This is a genomic window from Mesorhizobium sp. M0761, assembly GCF_040320205.1.
Taxonomy (GTDB): Bacteria; Pseudomonadota; Alphaproteobacteria; order Rhizobiales; family Rhizobiaceae; genus Mesorhizobium.
In genome coordinates this window covers 1-22894 of the sequence record NZ_JAMYPF010000006.1, presented here as the reverse complement: position 1 = coordinate 22894, position 22894 = coordinate 1, and the positions used below count along the sequence as shown (strand labels likewise).

Below are 22894 nucleotides of genomic sequence, written 5' to 3'. Positions count from 1 at the left end.
CCAATGACGATAGATACGTCAGGCAAGTGGTGGGTTGGCAGCGAGCCCACTGACATCGGAGAATACTTGGAAGCCTATGGCGCCGACAACGCCGAGGTTCATGACTTCAGGCTCGCCCGCTGCAAGTGCGGTTCCATCTCGTTTCTCCTCGATGCCGACGATGACGAGGGTGTGGCGCGACGAACGTGCACGGTCTGCGGATCCGAGCATCTTATCTGCGACAGTGCGGAATTTTGGGACGAAGCCCAGCCGGAACGATGGGCGTGCACCGAGTGCGGCTCCGAAGCTGCAAACATCGGCGTCGGGTTTTCCATCTACCCGGAACGTGACGGCGTTCGCTGGCTGTATGTTGGCGTACGATGCGCGGCCTGTGGCGTTTTGGGATGCTTCGCCGGCTGGAAAGTTGGCACGTCTGATAGCATGGATCTATTGGACAAAGTCTAGCTTTGAGGTTCCCATAGAAAGGCGGTCAGGATCGCGCCGCGATGGCCCCGGCAGCGCCGGCCATCGTCGTGGCGCTGATGCGGTTGGCGATCTTCATCGCACGCTTGCTCTTCAACAGTTTGCGCGCCTGTGAGGCCGCGACGACCCAGGCGAGATCGATGGCGATCAGAACCACCGCCATCGTCGCCGTCAGTTCGACCCAGCCGATGACACTCACCGAAGCGAGGTCGATGATCGTCGGCAGCAGCGCCAGATAGAACATCATGATCTTGGGATTGCCGAGCGTCACCGCCATGCCGGCAAAGAACAGCTTTGTCGCCGAATCCTCGCGCGGCATCTCGCCTTCTTTTGCGTCGACAGGTGCGGTCCACATCTTGAAGGCGAGGTAGGTGAGGTAAGCGACGCCGATCCATTTCACGACGACGAAGGCGAAATGGAAGGTCTGCGCCACGACCGCCAGCCCGAACACCGCCAGCGACAGCCAGATGGCCTCGCCGATCCACATGGCGAGCAGGAACGGAAACACGTCACGAAAGCCCTTCGAGATGACGCGGGCAACCAGTGCCGCGATCGATGGGCCGGGCGAGCCGGCGGCAACGAAGAGAGCGGCGGCGAAGATCAGCAGCGAGGTGAGGTGCATGGCGGAGCCTTCGAGCGTTGGATGGCAAATGATATCCGATCGGTGGCGATTTGGCACCCCTCGGCCTGATGGGCCAACGAACGCAACATATTTCGGAGATCGGACTTGCCCGTGCCAGTGGTTTGAGAAAGGATCGCGGCCATGAAATCAATCGTCATCCACGCGGCAAAAGACCTTCGCATCGAAGAGACCGATCCCGGCGCGCCTGGCGCAGGACAGGTCGAAATATCGGTCGAGGCCGGCGGCATCTGCGGCTCGGACCTGCACTATTACAATCATGGCGGCTTCGGCGTGGTGCGCCTGCGCGAGCCGATGATCCTCGGCCATGAGGTCGCCGGCACGGTGAAGGCACTTGGCGCCGGCGTTTCCAGCCTTGTCGTCGGCGACCGCGTTGCGATTTCGCCCAGCCGGCCCTGCAATGCGTGCCGGTACTGCCTGCAGGGCGTGCAGAACCAATGCCTCAACATGCGATTCTACGGCAGCGCCATGCCGATGCCACATATACAGGGCGCCTTCCGCCAGTGCCTCGCCGCCGAGGCCTGGCAGTGCCACAAGATCGCCGACCATGTCTCCATCAACGAAGCCGCCTTTGCCGAGCCGTTCGCGGTAACGCTGCATGCCGTCAACCGCGCCGGCTCGCTGCTCGGCAAGCGGGTCTTGGTCACCGGCTGCGGGCCGATCGGTGCGCTCAGCATCCTTGCCGCACGTGTCCACGGCGCGCGTGAGATCGTCGTCACCGATGTCATGGACGCGGTTCTGGCCAAGGCCAACGAGATCGGCGCCGACCGCACCATCAATGTCGCCACAGATGCCGACAAGCTCGCTGGCTACAATGTCGAGAAGGGCAGTTTCGACGTCATGTTCGAATGCTCCGGCGATGAGCGCGCGGTGCGAGCCGGGCTCGATGTGCTGAAGCCGCGCGGGGTGCTCGTGCAGCTCGGCCTAGGCGGCGACATGTCGCTGCCTCAGAATCTCATCGTCGCCAAGGAGATCGAAATGCGCGGCTCCTTCCGTTTCCACGACGAGTTCGCGCTGGCCGTCGATCTGATCAACAACCGTCGCGTCGACGTCAAGCCGCTGCTGACCGGCATCTATCCGATAGACGAGGCGGTTGCGGCTTTCGAGATCGCCGGCGACCGCAACAAATCGATGAAGGTACAGATCGCCTTCGCCTGAGCAGGGCGAGACACCCTATGAACCTTGCCCGCTCGGCATCTTGCCGCTAGAAGAACCGTCCCGACATTCATTTCGAGCTTCATTTTGCCTCAGTAACCGCCGGTCTCGCCAACTCCCCTGATCACACTTGGCAGGGCGCCGCATTAAGCGGTGCCTGCTCCATTTCACGTGTTCCTCAGGCGGCGGTTCGAGACCGGTTTGGCACTGCTGAACCGTTGTCGCGCGCTTTGCCGCCCGTGACAGCTGATTTCCGACATAGCTAGCTCTCGCCACGCCGTGCCCGCATGGGCATCTCGCCATTGCCGACCTGAAGAACTTCCACACTGGAAGGTCTTCCGGCTTGTCCCAACATCTCGCTATCCACTGGGCAATCACGCCCGAAATCGCGCCTCGACCCCTGGTCCACTGCAACCGCTGCAGCGCGGTGAAAGCCTACCGCTGCAGCGACAAATTCCGCGTCAACGCCAATGGCAAACGCATTGATGTCTGGCTGATCTATCGCTGCATCGACTGCGACAATTCGTGGAATTTCGGCATTTTCGAACGCTGCAACCGCCGCGACATCGAACCCGCGCTGCTGGCAGCGCTCGAAAGCAACGATCCGGCCCTCGCCCGCCGCCATGCCTTCGATGTCGTGGCTTTGCGAAACCGGGTCGGCCGCGTCGAGGAGTTTCCCGATGTCGCCGTTCACAAACACCGGCTCGGCGGCGAAGGCCGACCCGCAGCCGCGCTTGAAATCAGGCTTGGGCTGGAAATGCCGACATCGCTGCGGCTCGACCGTCTGCTCGCCGGCGAACTCGGCATCTCCCGATCAAGGCTTCAGGCGCTGGAGGAGAAACGATTGCTGGTTGTTGTTCCCGAAGGCGCCAGAGCTTTGCGCAAGCCGGCCCGCGACGGCACGGCGATTCGCATTGACCTGGCCGACGAGCCGGATCGTGAAGCCATCATTTCGGCTGCCGTGGGTGAATGACAAGAGGGGCGAAGCACCGGTGCTTCGCCCCTCTCGAATTTAGACAATCAGACGATTACGCCGCGCCCACAACCTTGGCCGACTTCTCGAAGCGCTTGCGCTCGTTCGGGTCGAGATAGAGCTTGCGCAGGCGGATGGTCTTAGGCGTCACCTCGACCAGCTCGTCGTCCTGGATCCAGGCCAGCGCGCGCTCCAGCGTCATGCGGATCGGCGGCGTCAGCTTCACCGCCTCGTCCTTGCCGGCGGCGCGGATGTTGGTCAGCTTCTTGCCCTTCAGCACGTTCACTTCGAGGTCGTTGTCACGGCTATGGATGCCGATGATCATGCCCTGATAGACCTTGACGCCCGGGTCGATGACCATCGGGCCGCGGTCTTCGAGGTTCCACATGGCATAGGCCACTGCCTCGCCCTGTTCGTTGGAGATCAGCACGCCGTTGGTGCGGCCCGGCAGTTCGCCCTTGTAGGGCTGGTAGGCGTGGAACAGCCGGTTCATCACGGCGGTGCCGCGCGTGTCGGTCAACAGTTCCGACTGGTAGCCGATCAGTCCGCGCGTCGGCGCGTGGAAGACGATGCGCTGACGGTTGCCGCCCGAAGGCCGCAGCTCGACCATCTCGGCCTTGCGCTCCGACATCTTCTGCACGACGATGCCGGCGTGCTCCTCGTCGACGTCGATGACGACTTCCTCGACCGGCTCCAGCAATTCACCGTTCTCGCCCTTCTGCATGACGACGCGCGGACGCGACACGGCGATTTCAAAGCCTTCGCGGCGCATCGTCTCGATCAGCACGGCCAGCTGCAATTCGCCGCGGCCGGAAACGAAGAACGAATCCTTGTCGGGCGATTCCTCGATCTTGAGCGCGACATTGCCTTCGGCTTCTCGCAGCAGGCGGTCGCGGATGACGCGGCTGGTCACCTTGTCGCCTTCGGTGCCGGCGAGCGGCGAATCATTGACCAGGAAAGACATGGTGACGGTCGGCGGATCGATCGGTTGCGCATGCAACGCCTCGGTCACCGCCAGGTCGCAGAACGTGTCGGCGACAGTGCCCTTCGACAGGCCGGCAATTGCCACGATGTCACCCGCCTGCGCCTCTTCGATCGGCTGGCGCTCGAGGCCACGGAACGCGAGGATCTTGGAGATGCGCCCGGTTTCGATCTGGGTGCCGTCATGGTGGAGCACCTTGACCGCCTGGTTGGACTTCAGCGTGCCGCTCTCGATACGGCCGGTAATGATGCGGCCGAGGAATGGATTGGCTTCCAGGATGGTGCCGATCATGCGGAACGGGCCGGGATGAACGGTTGGCTCCGGCACATGCTTGATGACGAGGTCGAACAGCGGCGCCAGGCCCTGGTCCTTCGGGCCTTCCGGATTTTCCGAGACCCAGCCATCGCGGCCAGAACCGTAGAGGATCGGGAAGTCGAGCTGCTCGTCGGTGGCGTCAAGCGCTGCAAACAGGTCGAACACCTCGTTGACCACCTCGACGTGGCGGGCGTCCGGACGGTCGATCTTGTTGATGACGACGATCGGCTTCAGACCGACCTTGAGCGCCTTGCCGACGACGAATTTGGTCTGCGGCATGGGGCCTTCGGCGGCGTCGACCAGCACGATCGCCGAATCCACCATCGACAGGATGCGCTCGACCTCACCGCCGAAATCGGCGTGGCCGGGTGTGTCGACGATGTTGATGCGGGTGTCCTTCCAGTCGACCGAGGTCGCCTTGGCCAGGATGGTGATGCCGCGTTCCTTCTCGAGGTCGTTGGAATCCATGGCGCGCTCGGCGACGCGCTGATTGTCGCGGAAGGAGCCGGATTGCCGCAGCAATTGGTCGACGAGGGTGGTTTTTCCATGGTCGACGTGCGCGATGATCGCGATATTACGAATTTTCATTTTGTGGTCTCGGGAGCGTTGCAGGCAGCAGGCCAAAAGGCGCCGCCTCTTTCGGTTGCGCGGCTCATACAGGGTTTTTCGCAATTGCGAAAGAGGAGGCGCACCACCAAATACTCATCAAATCTTAAGCATCTCGGTGTGAGATGGTTTTGTTAACCAAGGCGGGAACCTTTCTGGGCCCGGGTAGTTCGAAATTCATGACCGACAAACTCAACCGATTTTGGCCCCTCATCGCTTCGGTCGCATTCGCTGCCGTGCTGGCGGCCAATGCCGCTCAATCGGCCGCCACGGTGAAGGAAGCCAATCCGGCTTCGTCGTCCGACCGGACGGCCGAGCAGATGTTTGCCGACGCCCCTGATGGCGTCGACCCCGTGGTCACCGGCCCGGTCAGCGCCTCTTTCAAGCAGAGGCAGCAGGTTGCAGGCTGCGACAGCGCGGTGTGGCCGAAGATTCCGACGGTTTGCTACCCGGACTGACGGTTGCCCATTCCAGGCATAGCGATCCTTCGCGCCGACCCAAAGGCTTACGCCGACCGCACCGGATCGAGCGTCACCAGCGGGAGATTAGTACCGCGCCCTACGCCGCTTGCGGCTCCGGATCGAAAGCCGGCCTGCTCGTATTGATCAGCAGCGACAGACACGCAGCCACGATCGCCGTCATGCCGGCGATCAGGAAAGCCAGTTCGTAATTGCCCTGCAGTTCGCGCATGGTGCCGCCGAAGGCGGCGGCGGTGGCGGCGCCGACTTGGTGGCCGGCTACGATCCAGCCGAACACGATCGGGCCGCTGCGGTCACCGAAGGCCTCGTTGGCGAGCCTGAGCGTCGGCGGCACGGTGGCGATCCAGTCGAGACCGTAGAGCACGGCGAAGATGATCAGGCTGGTCGCCGAGAAGCCGGAATAGGGCAGATAGATCAGCGCCAGACCGCGAATGCCGTAGTAGACGCCGAGCAGCTTGCGCGGGTCGAAACGGTCGGTGAGCCAGCCCGAGAGCGTCGTACCGATCAGGTCGAAAATACCCATCAGTGACAGCAAGCCTGCGGCCTGTACCTCGGGGATGCCCATGTCGCCGCAGAAGGAGATCAGATGCGTGCCGACCAGCCCGTTGGTGGTGAAGCCGCAGATGAAGAACGTGGCGAACAGATACCAGAAGACGCGGGTGCCGGCGGCGCGGCGCAGCGTGTTGAGCGTATGCGCCAGGAAATTGCCTTGCGATGCCGGCGATACCGGCGGCACGTCATCCGCCCCGGCGCCATAGCGCACCATGCCGATCGAAGCGGGACGCTCCGGAACCAACAGCCAGACCAGCGGCAGAAGACAGGCGGTGGCGATCGAGACGGCGGTAGCGACGGGCTGCCAGCCGCCCGACTGGGCGAGCGATGCCAGCAGCGGCAGGAACACCAACAGGCCGGTGGCGCTGGAGGCCGACATCAGCCCCATCACCAAGCCGCGATTGGTCTTGAACCAGCGGTTGACGATGGTGGCGCCGAGCACCGTGGCGACCGCGCCGGAGCCGATGCCGGAAAACACGCCCCAGGTGAGGAACAGGTGCCAGGGCTCGGTCATCAGTAGGCTGAGCGCGGTCGAGCCCGACATGATCACAAGCGAGGCAAGCAGCGTGCGGCGCAAGCCGATACGCTCCATCAATGCGGCGGCAAACGGCCCGGTCAGGCCGTAAAGGAAGATGCCGATCGCAGCGGCAATCGAAACCGTATCGCGCCCCCAGCCGAAGCTTTTATCCAACGGCAGCATCATCACCGAGGGTGCGGAACGAAGCCCGGCCGCGATCAACAGGCAAAGGAAGATGACGCCAACCACGACGAAAGCGTAGCGCTGGCCAAAGGGACGGGATTGAGCTATCATGTTACTGACCGGTACGTTGCAGGGTGAGGACATGTATACGTACCGATCGGTAACACGTCAATCGAGTCATACCATGCCAACGGACAAAAATATTGAACTGACCATCAAGGACGGTCATGCAGCCGCACCGCCCAAGGCTGCCAAGAAAATCCTCGACGTGGCCTACGACCTGTTCTACCGCCGCGGCATCCGGGCGATCGGCGTCGACGAGATCGTCAAGCGCGCCGGCGTCACCAAGCCCAGCCTCTACCGCAGCTTTCCCTCCAAGGACGAGCTCGCCGCTTCCTATCTCAGGCAATATGACCGTGAGTATTGGGAGCGTTTCGACGAAGCCGTGGCTGCCCATCCCGGCGACCCGCGGGCACAGCTCAGGGCTTTTCTGACTCGCGTCGGCAAGCGCACGCAAAGGCCGGACTATCGCGGCTGCGGCATGACCAACGCGGCGGTGGAATATCCCGAACATGGCCATCCGGCGCGTGTCGTCAGCGAGGCCAACAAGCAGGAGTTGCGCCACCGCCTGCGCGCCATGGCCGCAGCGATGGGCGCTAAAGACCCTGACACGCTCGGCGACGGCCTGCTGCTGTTGATCGAAGGCGCCTATATCAGTGGCCAGCTCTTCGGCCTCGGAGGCCCGGCGGCGGCGGTCGCCCACAACGCCGACCTGCTGATCGAGGCGAGCTTGAAGAAATAACATTTCGAACGTTGGCGCCGCCCCTCACCTGCCGGCATCCTTTCCCGGAAATGGGGCGAGGAACGCTCTCATCACGATTTCGCCAATTGCCAGCGTTGCAAGGTTGTCGCCAGCGGCGCAGCCGGCCACTTTCTCCCGTTCAGGGGGAGAATTGCCCGGCAGGGCGATTTGGGCGGCGCCAACGTTGAGATTGGCACGCTAGGCCGGCCGCAAATTTGGCGATAGGCTGGGGCCAACCTCAAGGGAAAAGTCCGCATGCGAACCCTGCTGCTTGTTCCATTCGCCCTCGCCGCCCTCTGCCAGGCAGCCCATGCCGATGGCATATCCAGCGTCTACACCGACCTCGACTCGCAAAAGGATTGCGTGACCTATGCGCAGGCCGAGGAAGGCGATGGCGACTGGGCCGAACTCGCCTGCTCCGGCTATCGCGGCTATCCCGTGCTGATCGCCTACGACGACGCCCGTGAATCGCTATTCTACGGGTTTCCGCCCGGCGGCGAGATGACCTCGGTCTGGGAGAGCTTTTCCGGCTTCAACTCGTCCGGCGCCAAGGTCGAATGGCGCATCGAGACCAAGGGCGACGTTGCCGTTCCCTTCGCGGTGATCCACCGCCGCTCGATCAGCAATCCCGAGGATGAGAACAAGCCGACCGAAGTGCTGCTCGTCGCCAAGGTCGCCCAGATGGAAGCCCGCGACGGCTGCACCATCGGCCTCGTGCTCGCCACCGGCAACCCTCAGGCCAACGACCAGGCGCGCAAGCTGGCGGACGAAAAGGCGAAGAGTTTCGCCTGTGGCAAGGACAAGCACGCCGTCATCGGCAACGTGCCGGCGTTTGGTCGGGTGGATAACTAGCCACGTGGGTGCAAGGCACCCCCCTCTGCCCTGCCGGGCATCTCCCCCTCAAGGGGGGAGATTGGCAGCTTCGCTGGCGGCGCTTTTCTTTCGGCGCTGAAAATTGACGAAAGCCGTTGCGACATCCGATCTCCCCCCTTGAGGGGGAGATGGCCGGCAGGCCAGAGGGGGGTGCCTCGCGCTGGCGTTTGCCGCTTACTTGAACGAGACGCAGGCCTCTCTCGGCGCTACTTCGCCGCCTTCGCCCGTGCGATCGCGTCGACGATCATCTTCTTGGCGTATTTCGAATCGTGCCAGCCTTCGATCTTGACCCATTTGCCGGGCTCGAGATCCTTGTAGTGCTCGAAGAAGTGCTGGACCTGGTCGCGGGTGATCTCGGGCAGCTGCGTGTATTCGGTGACGTTTTCGTAGCGCAGCGTCAGCTTCGGCGAGGGCACGGCAATGACCTTCTCGTCCTGGCCGGCATTGTCTTCCATCACCAGCACGCCGATCGGCCGCACATTGATGACGCAGCCCGGCACCAGCGCGCGCGTGTTGCAGACCAGCACGTCGATCGGGTCGCCGTCGCCCGACAGCGTGTGCGGCACGAAACCGTAATTGCCGGGGTAGCGCATCGACGTATGCAGGAAACGGTCGACGAACAGCGTGCCGGCCTCCTTGTCCATCTCGTACTTGATCGGCTCGCCGCCGATCGGCACCTCGATGATGACGTTGATGTCCTCGGGCGGGTTCTTTCCGATGGCAATGGCTTCGATTCGCATGGCTTAAATCCCTCTCTCGATGTCCAAGATCGATAGCGGGCGGCGCGGCATGGTGCAATGCGGCGATTGGTGCGAAGCGCTAACGGAAGCGCACGGTTTATGATGATTTGTAACCGAGGCCGGTCATTCCCAGACGAAGGCGACCTTCTTGAGCGCCCTCTGCTCGAAAATCTCGACGCCTTCGGCGACGTCACGGCCACCCGCGCCGGCATAGAAGGAAAGTGCGTTCTGGTTGTCTTCCAGCGCCCACACCACCATTCCCTTCAGCCCGTGGTCGGCAAGCCGCGCCCGCGCCGCCTTGAACAGCCGGCTGCCGAGCCCGATGCCCTGATATTCCGGACGCAGGTAAAGTTCGTAGATTTCGCCCTGTTGCTTCAGCTCGCGGGCGCGGTTCTTGCCGATCGTGGCATAGCCGGCGATGGTGCCGCCGATCTCGACCACCAGAACGGTGGCGGCGCGGCGGATGGCGTTGGCCCACCAGTCGGCGCCGCGGCGGTTGATCATCGAGGTCAGCGAGCGATGCGGGATGATGCCGGAATAGGCGCCCTCCCAGGCCAGCTGGTGCACGTCGGCAATGGCGCCGGCGTCGCGCGGTTCGGCTTTCCTGATGTCGATGCTCAGCGTATTCATGATTTGTTAACCATAAACCCGCATCGGCCATTTGCAAGACTCGAGGTCAGCCCGCCGACCGCTTTCTCACAGCCGATCGCGACACTGCTGACAATGGGCAAAGCCTGCCTGGAAAACGCGCCCAGCCGGCGCGGTCAGGCGTCCGTCCGGGTAGCGCGTGCAGGCTCTTCAGATCTCGACGAGATGATCGTCCAGCTCATTGGCGTCGCCCGACGTCACCGGGAAATGCTCGGCCAGCACCGCGCCGACCTGCCCGATCGCCTTGACGAAGCCGTCGGCGAGCCGGTCGTCACCGGCATGCTGCAGGAGATCGCGCACCACGCCGTCCCAGACATGCTGGCCGACCTTGCTGTCGATGCCCGAATCGGCGACCACTTCGGCATAACGCTCGGCGATCGACACGAAGACCAACACGCCGGTGCGCGCCGTGGTGCGGTGGACATTGCGGGCGAGGAACTGCCTGAGCGCATTGTGATGTGCCGCCTGATAACGCTGCCGGCGCGGCACCAGATGGATGCGCAAGCCCGGCAGCGCCCACAAAAGCACCAACACCGAGGCCAGTGCCAGCAGTTGGACAATGACGAAATGCGGCAGCCGGATCGACAGCCACCAGGCTTCCAGCCCATAAGCGACGGCGAGGCTGGCAATCAGCATGCCTGATGTCGCCATGAAGGCGGCGGGAAAGAAATAGCCATCGCTGGCATGCGCAACGACGCAGTAGATCTCGCCGTCGGTTTTGGCCTCGGCCGCGCGGATCGCGGTGGCGATGCGCTCATGGTCCTGTGGGCTGATCGGTCGTGTTGCCATCTTCTCTCACCAGCTCCCTGAAGACCCGCCACCGCCAGACGAACCGCCGCCGCCTGAAAACCCGCCGCCGCTGCTTGAGCCCGAAGACCAGCTGCTGCCCGAACTTCCCGATGACCATCCGCTGCCCGACGACGAACTTGTTGTCCAGCTGCTGGAGCCCGAGGACGATCCGCTCGGCCCCTGGCCGTAGCGAAAGGTCATGCCCAGCCATTTATACACGCCCGGCGACAGCTTGGTGCCGAAGATCGGCGGCAGGAAGGCCATCGCCAGGCCGCCGAAGAACATCGCCGCCCACAGGATCAGGAAGACCGCGACGACGGGATCGATGGGCGTGCTGCGGTCGGCCGGGTTGCGCTTGCCGCGCGCCTCCAGCTCTTCCGGGTTGCCTTCCAGCACCATGACCATGTCGTCGACGGCCTTGGAAATGCCGCCGGAGAAATCACCGGCGCGGAACGCCGGCACCATGTCGTTTTCGATGATCAGTTTGGTGTGCAGGTCGGTCAGCGTGCCTTCCAGCCCGTAGCCGACCTCGATGCGCATCTTGTGGTCGTTCTTGGCCACCAGCAGAAGCACGCCGTTGTTTTCGCCGGCCTGCCCGAGTTTCCAAAAGCGGAACAGCCGGTTGGCGTAGGGTTCGATCTCCTCGCCGTCGAGGCTGTTGATCGTGGCGACGACGATCTGGTCGGAGCCTTTGGTCTCGAAATCCGCGAGCTTCTGCGTCAGTGCCGCCTTGGTCGCGGCGTCGATAATACCGGCATTGTCGACCACCCGCCCGGTGAGTGCCGGCAGGTCTGCCGCCAAAGCTACAAACAGCATGGTGAGCATCGTCAACAGCGCGATGCCGATCGTCGCGGCTGCGCGGCCAGGTTTTGGCGGATTGAAGACGCGTACTGTCATGCCGTCACCAGCTCCCCTCAACCACCATGACCGTCCTCGATCACCATGATCATGTCGTCGACCGCTTTGGAAATACCGCCGGAGAAATCCCCGGCGCGGAAGGCCGGCACCATGCCTTCAATGATCCGTGTGGCGTGCTGGTTGGTGAGCGTGGCTTCCAGCCCGTAGCCGACCTCGATGCGCATCTTGCGGTCGTTCACGGCCACCAGCAGAAGCACGCCATTGTTCTTGGCCTTCTGGCCGAGCTTCCAGGCGTTGAACAGCCGGGTGGCGTAAGGCTCGATCTCCTCGCCGTCGAGGCTGGGAACCGTCGCGACGACGATCTGGTCGGAGCCTTTGGTCTCGAAATCGGCCAGCTTCTGCGTCAGCGCCGCCTCGGTCGCAGCGTCGATGATGCCTGCATTGTCGACGACACGACCGGTGAGGGCGGGCAGTTCCGCCGCCAGCGCCGCGAAGCTGACGAGCAAGACCAGCAAGGCAGCGCCGGTCATCGTGGCGAAGCGGCCATGCCAGGGATTGGCGATGCGTGTTGTCATCTCGTCACCAGCTTCCCGAGGAGCCGCCGCCGCCGGACGAACCGCCGCCGCCGGAAAAGCCGCCACCACCGCTTGAACCCGACGACCAGCCGCCCCCGCCCGAAGACCAGCCGCCGCTGGACGACCGCCGGCCCGGCTCGAATGTCATGCCGAGCCAGCGATAGCGGCCGGGACCGAGTTTTTGGCCGAAGATCGGCGGCAGGATGGAGGCGGCCATGCTGCCGAAGAAGATGATTGCCCAGATGCTGATGAAGACGCCGAAGAACAGATTGTCGGTATTGATGGGCGGCTTCTGGTTGCGCTCGCCGCGCGCCTCCAATTCCTCCGGATTGCCTTCCAGCACCATCACCATGTCGTCGACGGCCTTGGAAATGCCCCCGGAGAAATCGCCGGCGCGGAACGCCGGCACCATGTCGTTTTCGATGATCAGCTTGGTGTGCAAATCGGTCAGCGTGCCTTCCAGCCCATAGCCGACCTCGATGCGCATCTTGCGGTCGTTCGGCGCCACCAGCAGCAGCACGCCGTTGTTTTCCTTGGCCTGGCCGAGCTTCCAGAAGCGGAACAGCCGGTTGGCGTAAGGCTCAATCTCCTCGCCGTCGAGGCTGGGGATGGTTGCGACGACGATCTGGTCGGAGCCTCTGGTCTCGAAGTCGGCGAGTTTCTGGGTGAGCGCGGCTTTGGTGCCTGCATCGATGATCCCGGCATTGTCGACGACGCGGCCGGTCAGCGCGGGGAGGTCGGCGGCGAAGGCGGTGAGGGGCAGGAAGACGGCCAGAAAGGCGAGAAGAACACCAAGGTTGGCGTTCCTTCGCGTCCCCCTCTGTCCTGCCGGACATCTCCCCCTCGAGGGGGGAGATTGGCAATCTCGCTGCCGACGCTCAGCCGGCAACGCTGATAATTGGCGCAAGGACAGAAGACAGCTGATCTCCCCCCTTGAGGGGGAGATGTCCGGCAGGACAGAGGGGGGTGTGAAGGAACGCAAGGCTGGCAAAGGCCAAGCTCACCCAGACGTCATCACCCGCCCTGCTTCGTGCCGAAATCGACCTTCGGCGGCTGCATCTTGTCTTCTTCGACGGTGAAGTTGGCGAAGGGCTCGTTGCTGCGGAACCAGAAGGTTGCCCATAGCACCGACGGAAAGGTCCTCAGCGTCAGATTGTAATCCTTGACCGCCAGGATGTAGTCGCGCCGCGCCACGGCGATACGGTTTTCGGTGCCTTCGAGCTGCGCCTGCAGCGCCAGGAAATTCTGGTTGGCCTTGAGGTCGGGATAGGCCTCCGACACCGCGATCAGCCGCGACAGCGCGCTGGTCAGCCCTGATTGCGCATCCTGGAACTTCTTGAGCGCTTCGGGGTCCTTCAGCGTTTCCGGCGTCACCGTGATCTGCGTTGCCTTGGCGCGCGCCTCGACCACCGCATCGAGCGTGTCCTTTTCATGCGAGGCATAGCCCTTCACCGTCTCGACCAAATTGGGAATGAGGTCGGACCGACGCTGATACTGGTTCAGCACCTCGCTCCATGCCGCCTTGGCGTTTTCCTCCGCCGTCGGGATGGTGTTGAAGCCGCAGCCGGCGAGCAGAGGCAGCACGACGGCCATCATCAGCACGGCCGGCAGACTGCGGAAAGGGAAGGCAAGGCGCTGGGCAAACATGGTGAGGTCCCTCGACAGAAGTTGCATGCGAAGCATTAGCACAATCCGCGCTCAAGAAAATGTCTGCCGCTGGCGCGCATTCATGCGCCGGCGAGGCCCTGTGATTGATCGCGCGAACACGGTATGGTTGCCGGCAAACAGGACAGGACCATGGCGGAAGGCCGCGACGATGACAGCGAATCGCGCCGCATTATCGAGCGCGTTGCGAACGAGGGCGGCCTTGGCGGCGCATCGCTGGTGTCACGGGCAGCGAAAGGCGCGCGCGATCATGTTACCGCAGCGGAGGCCGACCGATCCGATCCGATCGAGGTCTGGGGCACCCGCATCGGTCGCGCACTTGGGCTCATCGTCGCCCTCGGCCTTTTGATCTGGCTCGTGTACTACGTCTCCCGGGGCAGCTAGAGCATGATCCTGAAAAGTGGGAACCGGTTTTCTCGGACAAGCGGGAACCGTTTTGTCCGGAGATCATGCTCCAACCAAAGAGATAGATCAGGATGACGATTCAACGAAAAATTATCCGTATCTAGGATTTCCATGAACAGCGAAAAAGCCGACGCGCCGCGCGCGGTCATCGTCATTTCCAGCCATGTCGCCCGCGGCTCGGTCGGTAACCGCGCCGCCGTGTTTGCGCTGGAGACGCTGGGCTTTCCGGTGTGGGCGGTACCGACGGTCATCCTGCCCTGGCATCCGGGCCATGGCCGCGCCACGCGCATCGTGCCGCCGCTCGACCAGTTCAAGGCGCTGATGGCCGATCTCGAGCGCGCGCCCTGGCTGGGCGAGGTGGGCGCGGTGCTGTCGGGCTATCTCGGCGAGGCCGGCCAGGCCGAGGCCGTCGCCTCGCTGGTTGCGGCAGTCAAGGCCAAGACGCCGGACGCGATCTATATATGCGATCCGGTGATGGGCGATTCCGGCGGGCTCTATGTGCCCGAGCCGACGGCCGCCGCGATGCGCGACCGGCTGATGCCGGTCGCCGACATCGCCACCCCCAACCGCTATGAGCTGGAATGGATGGCCGGCGCGCCTTTGCCCGATCTGAAATCGGTGATCTCGGCCGCCCTCCATGCCGGACCGTCAACAATGCTGGTGACGTCGGCACAGTCGATGATGACCGGCGGCACCGGCAATCTGCTGCTTGACGGCACCCAGGCGCTGCTGGCCGAACACCGCCTCATCGACAAGCCGCCGAATGGCCTCGGCGACCTGACTGCGGCCGTCTACCTCGCCCGCATCCTGTCGGGGCAGCCGCCGATCAAGGCGCTGCAATCGACCACCGCCGCCGTCTACGAAATCCTGGCGCGAACCGCCAAGCGTGGCGGCGACGAGTTGCAGCTTGAAACCGATGCCCAGAGCCTGTCGCATCCGATGGCGATGGTGCAGCTGCGCCACCTCACGCATCCGGGGCGGGACCGCCGGGCGTGACCTCGACCGTGGTCGTCGGCGTAGACGGCTGCAAGGCCGGCTCGATCGCCGTCCGCCGGGATCTGAATGCCGCGCCGTCAGTCCGCGTCTTTCCCAGCTTTGCGGCCCTGCTCGACGCCTTGCCCGCCGATGCGACAGTGGCCGTCGACATGCCGATCGGCCTGCCGGACGTCTCGCAAAGAGGCGGGCGCGGGCCGGAGACCTTGGTACGGCCAATGCTCGGAGCACGGCAATCCAGCGTCTTCTCTATCCCGTCCCGCGCGACCCTCTACGCCTACATCAGCGACTTCACCACGGTCGAGGCCTGGTATGAGGCGCATCGGCGCGCCAGCGAGGTGGCCAAGGCGACCTCCGATCCGCCACGCGGCGTCTCGATCCAGGCCTTCGGCATCTTTGCCAAGATCCGCGAGATCGACGCGCTGCTGATCGCACGTCCGCAACTGCGCCGCCGCGTCTTCGAATCGCACCCCGAAGTGGCCTTCTGCCGGCTGAACGGCGAAAAACCCATGACGCTGCCGAAGAAGATCAAGGGCGCAGTCAATCGTGCCGGGATGGAAGAGCGCAAGGCACTGCTCTGCCGGCACGGCTATACCAGAGCTTTCCTTGACCAGCCGCCGCAACGCGGTGCTGCCGCCGACGATTTCCTCGACGCCGCAGCGATGATGCTGATTGCCGGACGCATTGCCGGCGGCGAGGCAAAGCCGTTTCCCGACCCGCCGCTTGCCGACCGTTTGGGCATTCCCCTGGCGATCTGGGCGTGAGGCAAGCGGCGAGCCATGCGTGCGGCATGGCGATTTGGGACGAAGCCATCCGCAATTCGGCATTGCCCGCGACGGGCATTTGCCGTTAGAGCCTTTCTAACTTGAAATGAGCTGCCGTCGCTAACCCCGAAAGGCTTCATCCCTAGCCCATGCCCCATCTCCCCGAACATCTTTGGACCGGCTACCGCAACTTCATGAATGGCCGCTATCTCACCGAGAGCGGACGCTATCGCGAGCTCGCCCGCGAGGGGCAGGCGCCCGAAACCATGATCGTTGCCTGCTGCGATTCCCGCTCTGCCCCCGAGGCGATCTTCGACGCCGGTCCGGGCGAACTGTTCGTCCTGCGCAATGTCGGCAATCTGGTGCCGCCCTATGCACCGGACGGCGAGTTCCACTCGACCTCGGCCGCGCTCGAATTCGCCGTGCAGAGCCTGAAGGTGAAAAACATCGTGGTGATGGGCCATGGCCGCTGCGGCGGCATCCGCGCCGCGCTCGACACCAATTCGGCGCCGCTGTCGCCCGGCGACTTCATCGGCAAATGGATGAGCCTGATCGCGCCGGCGGCCGAAACCGTTTCGTCCAGCACGTTCATGACGGCAACCGAACGGCAGACGGCGCTGGAGCGGATTTCCATCCGCTATTCGATCGCCAATCTCAGGACCTTCCCTTGCGTCTCCATCCTCGAAGGCAAGGGGCGGCTGTCGCTGCATGGCGCCTGGTTCGACATCTCGACCGGCGAGCTCTGGGTGATGAACAAGGACACCGGCGACTTCGAGCGGCCGGATTTGACGTAGACCCATGATCCCGAAAAGTGGGAACCGGTTTTCGGATAAGGGCATGGTCAAATAAGAGGAGGCAAGAATGCGGGTTTGGCCTGCGATCGCTTTCGCCGTAGCGGCGCTGCTGATTTCGCTCGTCCCTGCCCGCTCCGATGACGGCGCCATTATCGACCGCTGGTATTCGGCGCTGCTGGTCGCCGATCGCACCGAATTGTCGGACCTGCTCGCCGACGATGTCCGCATCAAGCTCGACGATCTCGGCGTCGTACAGTCGAAGCAGGAGTTCATCGCGTCGATCGACGAATGGAAGGGCGCGGTCGCCGGCGCCGCAATCCGGCATCGCGTCGAAAAGAGCGAGGCCGGCGTCACCACTGTCATCGCCTGCTATGATTTCCCCAACAATGACATGCTGATGCAGGAAACGTTCGCCGTCACCGGCAACCGCATCACCGCCAGTTCGCAAGCGGCGATCGCGGAAAATTGCGACGGCTTCTGACGCGGGCTTGAACGGCCGCGCTGTTGCGCCGCGCCAGTCATCGCCCTACATCGGTCAGCAAGCTCCGCCAATCACCGAAAGATCCCCCATGCCGTCCACGAAAACCGCCGATCTCGCCGCCCATCCGCTGACCAAATGGCAAGGGCCGCTCGGCCTGCCGGATTTTGCCAGCATCGGCGACGACGATTTCTCCTCGGTGTTCGACGCGGCGCTGAAGGCACATGAGGCCGAAATCGATGCGATCGCCGGCAACAAGGATGCGCCGACCATCGAGAATACGCTGGCAGCCCTCGAGCTCGCCGGTGAGCCGCTCGACCATGTCTCGTCGATCTTCTGGTGCCGGGCCGGCGCCCACACCAACGATGCGATCCAGGCGCTGGAGCGTGAGATCTCGCCGAAGATGTCGCGGCATTTCTCGGCGATCTCGATGAACGAGAAACTGTTTGCCCGCATCGACGACCTCTACCAGCGCCGGGAGACGCTAAAACTCGACGTCGAGACGCTGCGGGTGCTGGAGAAGACCTGGAAAGGCTTTGTGCGATCGGGCGCAAAACTCGACGCCGACGGCAAGAAGCGGCTGGCCAACATCAGCGAGGAGCTGTCCTCGCTCGGCACGACCTTCGGCCAGAACGTGCTGGCCGACGAGCGCGACTGGGCGCTTTTCCTCGACGAGGCTGATCTTGCGGGCCTGCCGGACTTCGTGAAGAGTTCGATGGCCGAAGCCGCCGAGACGCGCGGCCAGAAAGGCCGCTACGCAGTCACCTTGTCGCGCTCTATCTATGAGCCGTTCACGACCTTCTCCGAACGCCGCGACCTGCGCGAGAGCGCCTTCCGCGCTTTCACCATGCGCGGCCAGAATGGCGGCGCCAGCGACAACACCGCAGTGGTGCGCGACATGCTGAAACTGCGCGCCGAAAAGGCCAGGCTGCTAGGCTATGCCTCGTTCGCCGCGCTGAAACTCGACGACACCATGGCCAAGACGCCGAAGGCGGTGCACGACCTCCTCGACCCGGTCTGGGAGAAAGCGCTGGAGAAGGCCGCCGCCGACCAGAAGGAGCTGGAGCGGCTGGCGACCAAGGCAGGCAGCAACGAAAAATTCGCCGCCTGGGACTGGCGCTTCTACCAGGAGAAATTGCGCGCCGAAAAATTCGCCTTCGACGAGGCGGAACTGAAACCCTATCTGCAACTCGACCGCATCATCGACGCCTGCTTCGACGTCGCCACAAAACTGTTCGGCATCACTTTCGAGGAGAAGAAGGGCATCGCCGCCTGGCATCCCGACGCGCGCGTCTTCGTGGTGAAGAACGCCGATGGCAGCGAGCGCGGCCTGTTCCTCGCCGACTATTTCGCCCGGTCCTCGAAGCGCTCCGGCGCGTGGATGAGCGCGCTGAAGTCGGGCTACAAGCTTGGCGATGGCTCCAAGCCGGTGATCTACAATATCATGAACTTCGCCAAGCCGCCGGCCGGGGAAGCAGCGCTGTTGTCGGTCGATGAGGCCAAGACCCTGTTCCACGAGTTCGGCCATGCTTTGCACGGCATGCTGACCGACGTCACCTGGCCGTCGGTGGCGGGCACCTCGGTTTCCCGCGATTTCGTCGAACTGCCTTCGCAGCTCTACGAGCACTGGCTGACGGTGCCCGCAGTGCTGGAAAAGCATGCGCTGCATGTTAAGACCGGCAAGCCGATGCCGAAGTCGCTGCTCGACAAGATGCTGGCCGCCCGCACGTTCGGCGCCGGTTTCGCCACGGTCGAGTTCACAGCGTCGGCGCTGATCGACATGGCGTATCACGCGCGGCCGGATGCGCCGGCGGAACCGCTGCGTTTCGAAGCCGAAACGCTGGAAAAGCTTGATATGCCCGACACCATCGCCATGCGTCATCGCACCCCGCATTTCGGCCATATCTTCTCCGGCGACGGTTATTCAGCCGGCTACTATTCCTACATGTGGTCGGAAGTGCTCGACGCCGACGCCTTCGCCGCCTTCGAGGAGACCGGCGATCCCTTCAACCCGGCGCTGGCGGAACGGCTTCGGAAGAATATCTATGCCGCTGGCGGGTCGAAGGATCCGGAGGAGCTGTACACGGCGTTCCGCGGCAAGATGCCTTCGCCGGAAGCGATGATGGTGAAGCGGGGATTGCTATAGCGCCGCCTTATCTCCCCCCTCGAGGGGGAGATCACCAGCGCCAAGGATCCGCCACCCGTGGCCACACCGGCCGCGTCAGCTTCCTGTAATCCGTCACCGCCGGATTGCTCGGATACGAGCTCGGCGCCGAGACATAGATGATCTCCGCCGCGATCGGTTCAAAGCCGGCGTAGAAATGGTTGGTTGACTTGATCAGCAATATGTCCTTCGACAACGGATCGACACCGATGTTGGAGAAGACATCCGGCTCGAAGGTCTGCGTGCGGTTGGTGTTGAGGATGATGTCGATTTCGGTGCCTTCGAGCCGCACCAGCGCCGTCGGTCCGAGCGTCACCCGGCTCGGCCCGAAGCTCTGCCAGCCCTCGGGGACGGCTTTCAACACCTTGACGCGCGCATCGATCGGTTCGCCGGCCAGCGGCCCGGCCTTGCCGCCGAAGCGCAGGTCGATGACGGCGCCTTCGCCTGCCGCCTGGCAAAAGGTGACAGCGATCGGGTCCCAGATCGTCGCCACGCCAAAATTGTCCACGCCCTGTTCCAGCATGGCGCGCAGCACGACCGTACCGTCGCCGGCGACGCCACCGCCGGGATTGTCCCAGATGTCGGCAATCACAACCGGCTTGCCGGGATTTTCCTTGCGCACGGCCAGTGCCCGCGCGATGCCGTCCTCGGTGTTCAGCATCGTCATCGCCGTCCTTTCGCGGATGGCGTAAAGCTCGTGCCCTAGCCTCTCCGCCAGCGCATCGCCCTTGGCCTTGTCATTGTCAGTGACGACCAGGATGCGCGTGCCCATTTCCGGCACGTCCGCGGCCATGAAGCCATGGATGACCGAGACCGACAGCACGCCGTCCTTGCCGTGCAGCGCCTTGATGCGGTCGACGAAGGAGCGCATCGGCTCGCGGCTGGTCGGCAGCACCTGGATCATGCGGCAGTCGAACGTCGAGATCACCGGCTTGATCTCGTCGCGCGCCGCCGCCAATCCAAGCTCGACGACATGTTCGCCGCGCTCATAGAAGTCGGTGTGCGGGAATTCGAGGAAATAGGCCATGACATTGCATGCCGCGACGCGCTTTGGGGTCAGATGACTGTGCGGGTCGAGCTCGACCGCGATCACCACGTCGGGCCCGACGATTGCGCGAACCCGTTCCAGCAGATCGCCTTCGCAATCGTCATAGCCTTGCGCCACCATGGCGCCGTGCAGGCCGAGGATGACGGCGTCGACCGGCAAGGCTGCCTTCAACTGGCCGAGAATCTCGTCGCGCAACGACTCATAGGTCTGCCGCTGCACCAGCCCGCCCGGCTCCGCCCAGGTGGCGGTGCCTTCGATGACGGTCAGCCCTTCGGCAGCCGCACGCCGGCGCAGCGCGACCATCGGCGAGGAGCACAAGGTCGGCGTGTCTGGATGCTTGCCCGGCCCGGCATAGAACGCCATCTCGAACGACGCCCGGTCGGTCGGCACCGGCGAGAAGGTGTTGGTTTCGGTCGCCAGCGAGGCGGTGAAGATGCGCATGAAAGCTCCGTTGTGAATGGCGCCGTTATTTGACCGCCCCGAGCGCCAGCCCGCGGACGAGATAGCGCTGCAGCCAGATGAACAGGATTGCCACCGGCAGCGTCGCCAGCAGCGTCGCCGCCATTACATGGTGCCATTCGATCGTGTAGCGGCCGGCGACCAGCGAGAACACCTGGATAGGCAGCGTGTAACTTTCCTGGCTGCGCAGCATTGTGAGCGCAACGACGAACTCATTCCATGCGTTGATGAAGGTGAAGATGGCGGTCACCGCTATTGCCGGCAGGCAAAGCGGCAGAAACACTTTTCGCAAGGTCAGCCATCGGCCGGCGCCTTCCATCCACGCTGCTTCCTCGAGATCGCGCGGGATGGTGTCGAAATAGCTTTGCAGCATCCACACGGTGAAGGCGACGTTGAAAGCCATGTAGATGACGCCGAGCGCGGTCGTGGATTCGATCAGACCCCAGGCCGCCATCAGCCGGAACAGGCCGAGCACCAGCACGATCGGCGAGATCATCTGCGAGATCAGCAGGAACTGGCGGAAGGCGCCATAGCCGGCAAAGCGAAACCGCGACATGGCATAGGCGGCCGGCACCGAGATCAGGATGGCGCCGACGGTGGCGATAACAGAGACATAGAGCGAATTGGCCAGCGCCTGGCCAAAGCCGGTCGCCACCCACATGTCGGCAAAATTCGACCAGTGGAATTCGCTTGGCCACCAGGTCGGCGACAGCACCTCCTGCCGCGGTTTGACCGCGGTCAAAAACATTACCGCGAAGGGGAAGATGGTCACCACGAGCAGCGGCGAAAGCAGCAGCCAGGCAATGATCGTGCGCTTCAGCTTGGGCGTCATGCGCGTTGCTCCCGCATGGCGAGGCGCACATAGATCATGGTGAAGATCAAAAGGATGGCGAACATCAGCAGCGACACTGCCGATGCTTCCCCCAGTTTGCCGATGCGGAAGGCCAGCTTGTAGAGATGGGTGACCAATATGTCGGTCGAGTTGGCCGGCCCGCCCTGCGTCATCACCCAGATGATCGGGAAGGAATTGAAGACGTAGATGGTGTTGAGCACGATGGCGATGTTGATGAACGGCTTCAGCAGCGGAAAGGTGATCTCGCGGAACTGCTGCAGCGGCGTCGCCCCCTCCAGGGCCGCCGCCTCGTAGAGGTCGTCGGGGATCGACGACAGGCCGCCGAGGAAGATGGTCGTGGTGAACGGTACCGTCACCAATATGCCGATCAGCACCTGCATCGGGAATGCCGTCTCGGCGCGCGCCAGCCACTGGATGTTTTCATGGATCAGGCCAAGCCCGATCAGCGCCGAGTTCAGCATCCCGCTTTCGCCGTTGAGCGCCCAGCGCCAGACCACTGCCGTCATCGTCAGCGACACCGCCCAGGGCAGCATGATGATGACGCGGGCAATGCCGCGGCCGTAGAAATCGGTGTTGAGGATCATCGCCACGGGGACGGACAACAGCAGCGCGCCGCCGACCACCAGCACGGTCCACAGGCCGGTGCGCCAGAGTGCCGCCAGAAAATCGGGATCGGCGAGGAAGGCGGAATAATTGGCGAAATCGTTGAAGTCCCGCAGCTGCCCAAAACGGCTGACATCATGCGTTGATATCTGGATCAGGTCCCAGACCGGCCAGAAGATGACGACTGCGGCCAGAAACAGGCTGGGCAAGGTCAATAAATAGGGCAGGTAACGATTTTGCATCGGCCGGATTCGTACCGTGTTGGACATAAGTGGCGCTGGCGCGCCAGCTCGGATCAATCTCGCATATCGGTCTAAGGCAGCGCTTCAGGGTTTGAATTTCCTGCGACGTTTGCGCTGCCCCTCACCTGCCTGCCCATCCTCCGCAACGGTTGCGGAAGGGGCCTTTCCTCTCCCCCGTCGATCGGGGGAGAGGTGGGGTGCCCGGCGCGCGCCGGGGGGGGGGTCCGGGGGTGGTGGGTCACCCAGGGGGGCGGGGGGGATTTAAAAAAAGAAACGA

24 protein-coding genes and 1 pseudogene are annotated in these 22894 nt (G+C 63.4%); 12 read left to right on the top strand and 13 right to left on the bottom strand.

Translation table 11 applies throughout. The features are described from left to right. The first annotated feature begins 3 nt into the window (after positions 1 to 3). Positions 4 to 444: a hypothetical protein gene (locus NKI32_RS11700; protein WP_023736823.1), complete on the top strand. Its 441-nt coding sequence runs from the start codon at positions 4 to 6 to the stop codon at positions 442 to 444. Positions 445 to 469: 25 nt separating this feature from the next. Here NKI32_RS11700 and NKI32_RS11695 read toward each other — a convergent pair whose 3' ends face one another. After that, positions 470 to 1084, bottom strand: coding sequence for a LysE family translocator (locus NKI32_RS11695; RefSeq protein ID WP_023818262.1), 615 nt, complete (start codon positions 1082 to 1084; stop codon positions 470 to 472). Positions 1085 to 1225: 141 nt separating this feature from the next. On the opposite strand from NKI32_RS11695, the gene NKI32_RS11690 reads away from it, so the two are divergent. Then, positions 1226 to 2260 carry an L-idonate 5-dehydrogenase gene (locus NKI32_RS11690; RefSeq protein ID WP_353002672.1) on the top strand — a complete coding sequence of 345 codons (1035 nt, stop codon included), beginning with the start codon at positions 1226 to 1228 and terminating at the stop codon, positions 2258 to 2260. A gap of 340 nt (positions 2261 to 2600) precedes the next feature. After that, entirely contained in the window at positions 2601 to 3230 is a 630-nt protein-coding gene (locus NKI32_RS11685) for a DUF1062 domain-containing protein (RefSeq protein ID WP_023807703.1), read from the top strand. 55 nt (positions 3231 to 3285) lie between these two features. Here NKI32_RS11685 and typA read toward each other — a convergent pair whose 3' ends face one another. Next, a complete protein-coding gene (gene typA / locus NKI32_RS11680; RefSeq protein ID WP_023681424.1) occupies positions 3286 to 5115 on the bottom strand; it encodes a translational GTPase TypA in 1830 nt (609 codons plus the stop codon). A gap of 197 nt (positions 5116 to 5312) precedes the next feature. On the opposite strand from typA, the gene NKI32_RS11675 reads away from it, so the two are divergent. After that, positions 5313 to 5591 (top strand): hypothetical protein, encoded by a 279-nt coding sequence (locus NKI32_RS11675; protein ID WP_023753187.1) that lies wholly within the window; start codon positions 5313 to 5315, stop codon positions 5589 to 5591. A 100-nt stretch (positions 5592 to 5691) separates the two neighbouring features. Here NKI32_RS11675 and NKI32_RS11670 read toward each other — a convergent pair whose 3' ends face one another. Then, the gene (locus NKI32_RS11670) at positions 5692 to 6975 is read right to left on the bottom strand and encodes an MFS transporter (protein WP_023835196.1); all 1284 of its coding nucleotides are present in this window, start codon (positions 6973 to 6975) and stop codon (positions 5692 to 5694) included. A 73-nt stretch (positions 6976 to 7048) separates the two neighbouring features. Here NKI32_RS11670 and NKI32_RS11665 point away from each other — a divergent pair, with 73 nt between their 5' ends. Further along, positions 7049 to 7666, top strand: coding sequence for a TetR/AcrR family transcriptional regulator (locus tag NKI32_RS11665; RefSeq protein WP_023668625.1), 618 nt, complete (start codon positions 7049 to 7051; stop codon positions 7664 to 7666). 255 nt (positions 7667 to 7921) lie between these two features. Next, positions 7922 to 8518, top strand: a complete 597-nt coding sequence (locus NKI32_RS11660; protein ID WP_023824316.1) for a hypothetical protein — start codon at positions 7922 to 7924, stop codon at positions 8516 to 8518. 227 nt (positions 8519 to 8745) lie between these two features. Here the strand turns inward: NKI32_RS11660 and ppa are convergent, their stop codons facing one another. The 7 genes and pseudogenes from ppa to NKI32_RS11625 all read right to left on the bottom strand — a co-directional run bounded on the left by ppa (position 8746) and on the right by NKI32_RS11625 (position 13796). After that, positions 8746 to 9279, bottom strand: coding sequence for an inorganic diphosphatase (ppa, locus tag NKI32_RS11655; RefSeq protein WP_023668623.1), 534 nt, complete (start codon positions 9277 to 9279; stop codon positions 8746 to 8748). 123 nt (positions 9280 to 9402) lie between these two features. Continuing rightward, positions 9403 to 9909 carry a GNAT family N-acetyltransferase gene (locus NKI32_RS11650; protein WP_023688843.1) on the bottom strand — a complete coding sequence of 169 codons (507 nt, stop codon included), beginning with the start codon at positions 9907 to 9909 and terminating at the stop codon, positions 9403 to 9405. Between the two features lie 168 nt (positions 9910 to 10077). Beyond that, entirely contained in the window at positions 10078 to 10716 is a 639-nt protein-coding gene (locus NKI32_RS11645; RefSeq protein ID WP_023668621.1) for a TPM domain-containing protein, read from the bottom strand. Positions 10717 to 10722: 6 nt separating this feature from the next. Further along, positions 10723 to 11613, bottom strand: coding sequence for a TPM domain-containing protein (locus NKI32_RS11640; protein WP_353002670.1), 891 nt, complete (start codon positions 11611 to 11613; stop codon positions 10723 to 10725). Positions 11614 to 11648: 35 nt separating this feature from the next. Next, positions 11649 to 12104, bottom strand: a pseudogene (locus tag NKI32_RS11635) (TPM domain-containing protein); the annotation flags it as partial. A 49-nt stretch (positions 12105 to 12153) separates the two neighbouring features. Next, positions 12154 to 12924: a TPM domain-containing protein gene (locus NKI32_RS11630; protein ID WP_198020358.1), complete on the bottom strand. Its 771-nt coding sequence runs from the start codon at positions 12922 to 12924 to the stop codon at positions 12154 to 12156. A 239-nt stretch (positions 12925 to 13163) separates the two neighbouring features. Next, positions 13164 to 13796: a LemA family protein gene (locus NKI32_RS11625; protein ID WP_023681434.1), complete on the bottom strand. Its 633-nt coding sequence runs from the start codon at positions 13794 to 13796 to the stop codon at positions 13164 to 13166. A 150-nt stretch (positions 13797 to 13946) separates the two neighbouring features. Here NKI32_RS11625 and NKI32_RS11620 point away from each other — a divergent pair, with 150 nt between their 5' ends. The 6 genes from NKI32_RS11620 (at position 13947) to NKI32_RS11595 (ending at position 19394) form a co-directional block, all read left to right on the top strand. Continuing rightward, positions 13947 to 14198: a hypothetical protein gene (locus NKI32_RS11620; RefSeq protein ID WP_023698736.1), complete on the top strand. Its 252-nt coding sequence runs from the start codon at positions 13947 to 13949 to the stop codon at positions 14196 to 14198. 132 nt (positions 14199 to 14330) lie between these two features. Next, positions 14331 to 15215 carry a pyridoxal kinase PdxY gene (gene pdxY, locus NKI32_RS11615; protein ID WP_352445039.1) on the top strand — a complete coding sequence of 295 codons (885 nt, stop codon included), beginning with the start codon at positions 14331 to 14333 and terminating at the stop codon, positions 15213 to 15215. Beyond that, positions 15212 to 15976, top strand: coding sequence for a DUF429 domain-containing protein (locus NKI32_RS11610; protein ID WP_353002669.1), 765 nt, complete (start codon positions 15212 to 15214; stop codon positions 15974 to 15976). The genes pdxY and NKI32_RS11610 overlap by 4 nt, the downstream gene beginning before the upstream one ends. 149 nt (positions 15977 to 16125) lie before the next feature. Beyond that, entirely contained in the window at positions 16126 to 16770 is a 645-nt protein-coding gene (locus tag NKI32_RS11605) for a carbonic anhydrase (RefSeq protein WP_023681438.1), read from the top strand. A 67-nt stretch (positions 16771 to 16837) separates the two neighbouring features. Continuing rightward, the gene (locus NKI32_RS11600; protein ID WP_023688839.1) at positions 16838 to 17251 is read left to right on the top strand and encodes a hypothetical protein; all 414 of its coding nucleotides are present in this window, start codon (positions 16838 to 16840) and stop codon (positions 17249 to 17251) included. Positions 17252 to 17339: 88 nt separating this feature from the next. Then, a complete protein-coding gene (locus tag NKI32_RS11595) occupies positions 17340 to 19394 on the top strand; it encodes a M3 family metallopeptidase (RefSeq protein ID WP_353002667.1) in 2055 nt (684 codons plus the stop codon). Positions 19395 to 19425: 31 nt separating this feature from the next. On the opposite strand, the gene NKI32_RS11590 is transcribed toward NKI32_RS11595, so the two are convergent. Genes NKI32_RS11590 through NKI32_RS11580 form a run of 3 tightly spaced genes read right to left on the bottom strand, consistent with a single transcriptional unit; the run spans position 19426 to position 22617 of the window. Further along, on the bottom strand, positions 19426 to 20901 hold the full coding sequence (locus tag NKI32_RS11590) for a M81 family metallopeptidase (RefSeq protein WP_023688837.1): 1476 nt from the start codon (positions 20899 to 20901) through the stop codon (positions 19426 to 19428). Between the two features lie 25 nt (positions 20902 to 20926). Continuing rightward, positions 20927 to 21751: a carbohydrate ABC transporter permease gene (locus NKI32_RS11585; protein WP_023668609.1), complete on the bottom strand. Its 825-nt coding sequence runs from the start codon at positions 21749 to 21751 to the stop codon at positions 20927 to 20929. Continuing rightward, positions 21748 to 22617, bottom strand: coding sequence for a carbohydrate ABC transporter permease (locus tag NKI32_RS11580; RefSeq protein ID WP_023726098.1), 870 nt, complete (start codon positions 22615 to 22617; stop codon positions 21748 to 21750). Before NKI32_RS11580 ends, NKI32_RS11585 begins: the two co-directional genes overlap by 4 nt. Positions 22618 to 22894: the final 277 nt, after the last annotated feature.

Excerpts from the sequence above, each read along its gene's own strand:
- NKI32_RS11700 (WP_023736823.1), top strand. The coding sequence starts at position 4 with ATGACGATAGATACGTCAGGCAAGTGGTGGGTTGGCAGCGAGCCCACT.
- NKI32_RS11695 (WP_023818262.1), bottom strand. The coding sequence starts at position 1,084 with ATGCACCTCACCTCGCTGCTGATCTTCGCCGCCGCTCTCTTCGTTGCC.
- NKI32_RS11690 (WP_353002672.1), top strand. The coding sequence starts at position 1,226 with ATGAAATCAATCGTCATCCACGCGGCAAAAGACCTTCGCATCGAAGAG.
- typA (WP_023681424.1), bottom strand. The coding sequence starts at position 5,115 with ATGAAAATTCGTAATATCGCGATCATCGCGCACGTCGACCATGGAAAA.
- NKI32_RS11675 (WP_023753187.1), top strand. The coding sequence starts at position 5,313 with ATGACCGACAAACTCAACCGATTTTGGCCCCTCATCGCTTCGGTCGCA.
- NKI32_RS11670 (WP_023835196.1), bottom strand. The coding sequence starts at position 6,975 with ATGATAGCTCAATCCCGTCCCTTTGGCCAGCGCTACGCTTTCGTCGTG.
- NKI32_RS11665 (WP_023668625.1), top strand. The coding sequence starts at position 7,049 with ATGCCAACGGACAAAAATATTGAACTGACCATCAAGGACGGTCATGCA.
- NKI32_RS11660 (WP_023824316.1), top strand. The coding sequence starts at position 7,922 with ATGCGAACCCTGCTGCTTGTTCCATTCGCCCTCGCCGCCCTCTGCCAG.
- ppa (WP_023668623.1), bottom strand. The coding sequence starts at position 9,279 with ATGCGAATCGAAGCCATTGCCATCGGAAAGAACCCGCCCGAGGACATC.
- NKI32_RS11650 (WP_023688843.1), bottom strand. The coding sequence starts at position 9,909 with ATGAATACGCTGAGCATCGACATCAGGAAAGCCGAACCGCGCGACGCC.
- NKI32_RS11645 (WP_023668621.1), bottom strand. The coding sequence starts at position 10,716 with ATGGCAACACGACCGATCAGCCCACAGGACCATGAGCGCATCGCCACC.
- NKI32_RS11640 (WP_353002670.1), bottom strand. The coding sequence starts at position 11,613 with ATGACAGTACGCGTCTTCAATCCGCCAAAACCTGGCCGCGCAGCCGCG.
- NKI32_RS11625 (WP_023681434.1), bottom strand. The coding sequence starts at position 13,796 with ATGTTTGCCCAGCGCCTTGCCTTCCCTTTCCGCAGTCTGCCGGCCGTG.
- NKI32_RS11620 (WP_023698736.1), top strand. The coding sequence starts at position 13,947 with ATGGCGGAAGGCCGCGACGATGACAGCGAATCGCGCCGCATTATCGAG.
- pdxY (WP_352445039.1), top strand. The coding sequence starts at position 14,331 with ATGAACAGCGAAAAAGCCGACGCGCCGCGCGCGGTCATCGTCATTTCC.
- NKI32_RS11605 (WP_023681438.1), top strand. The coding sequence starts at position 16,126 with ATGCCCCATCTCCCCGAACATCTTTGGACCGGCTACCGCAACTTCATG.
- NKI32_RS11600 (WP_023688839.1), top strand. The coding sequence starts at position 16,838 with ATGCGGGTTTGGCCTGCGATCGCTTTCGCCGTAGCGGCGCTGCTGATT.
- NKI32_RS11595 (WP_353002667.1), top strand. The coding sequence starts at position 17,340 with ATGCCGTCCACGAAAACCGCCGATCTCGCCGCCCATCCGCTGACCAAA.
- NKI32_RS11590 (WP_023688837.1), bottom strand. The coding sequence starts at position 20,901 with ATGCGCATCTTCACCGCCTCGCTGGCGACCGAAACCAACACCTTCTCG.
- NKI32_RS11585 (WP_023668609.1), bottom strand. The coding sequence starts at position 21,751 with ATGACGCCCAAGCTGAAGCGCACGATCATTGCCTGGCTGCTGCTTTCG.
- NKI32_RS11580 (WP_023726098.1), bottom strand. The coding sequence starts at position 22,617 with ATGCAAAATCGTTACCTGCCCTATTTATTGACCTTGCCCAGCCTGTTT.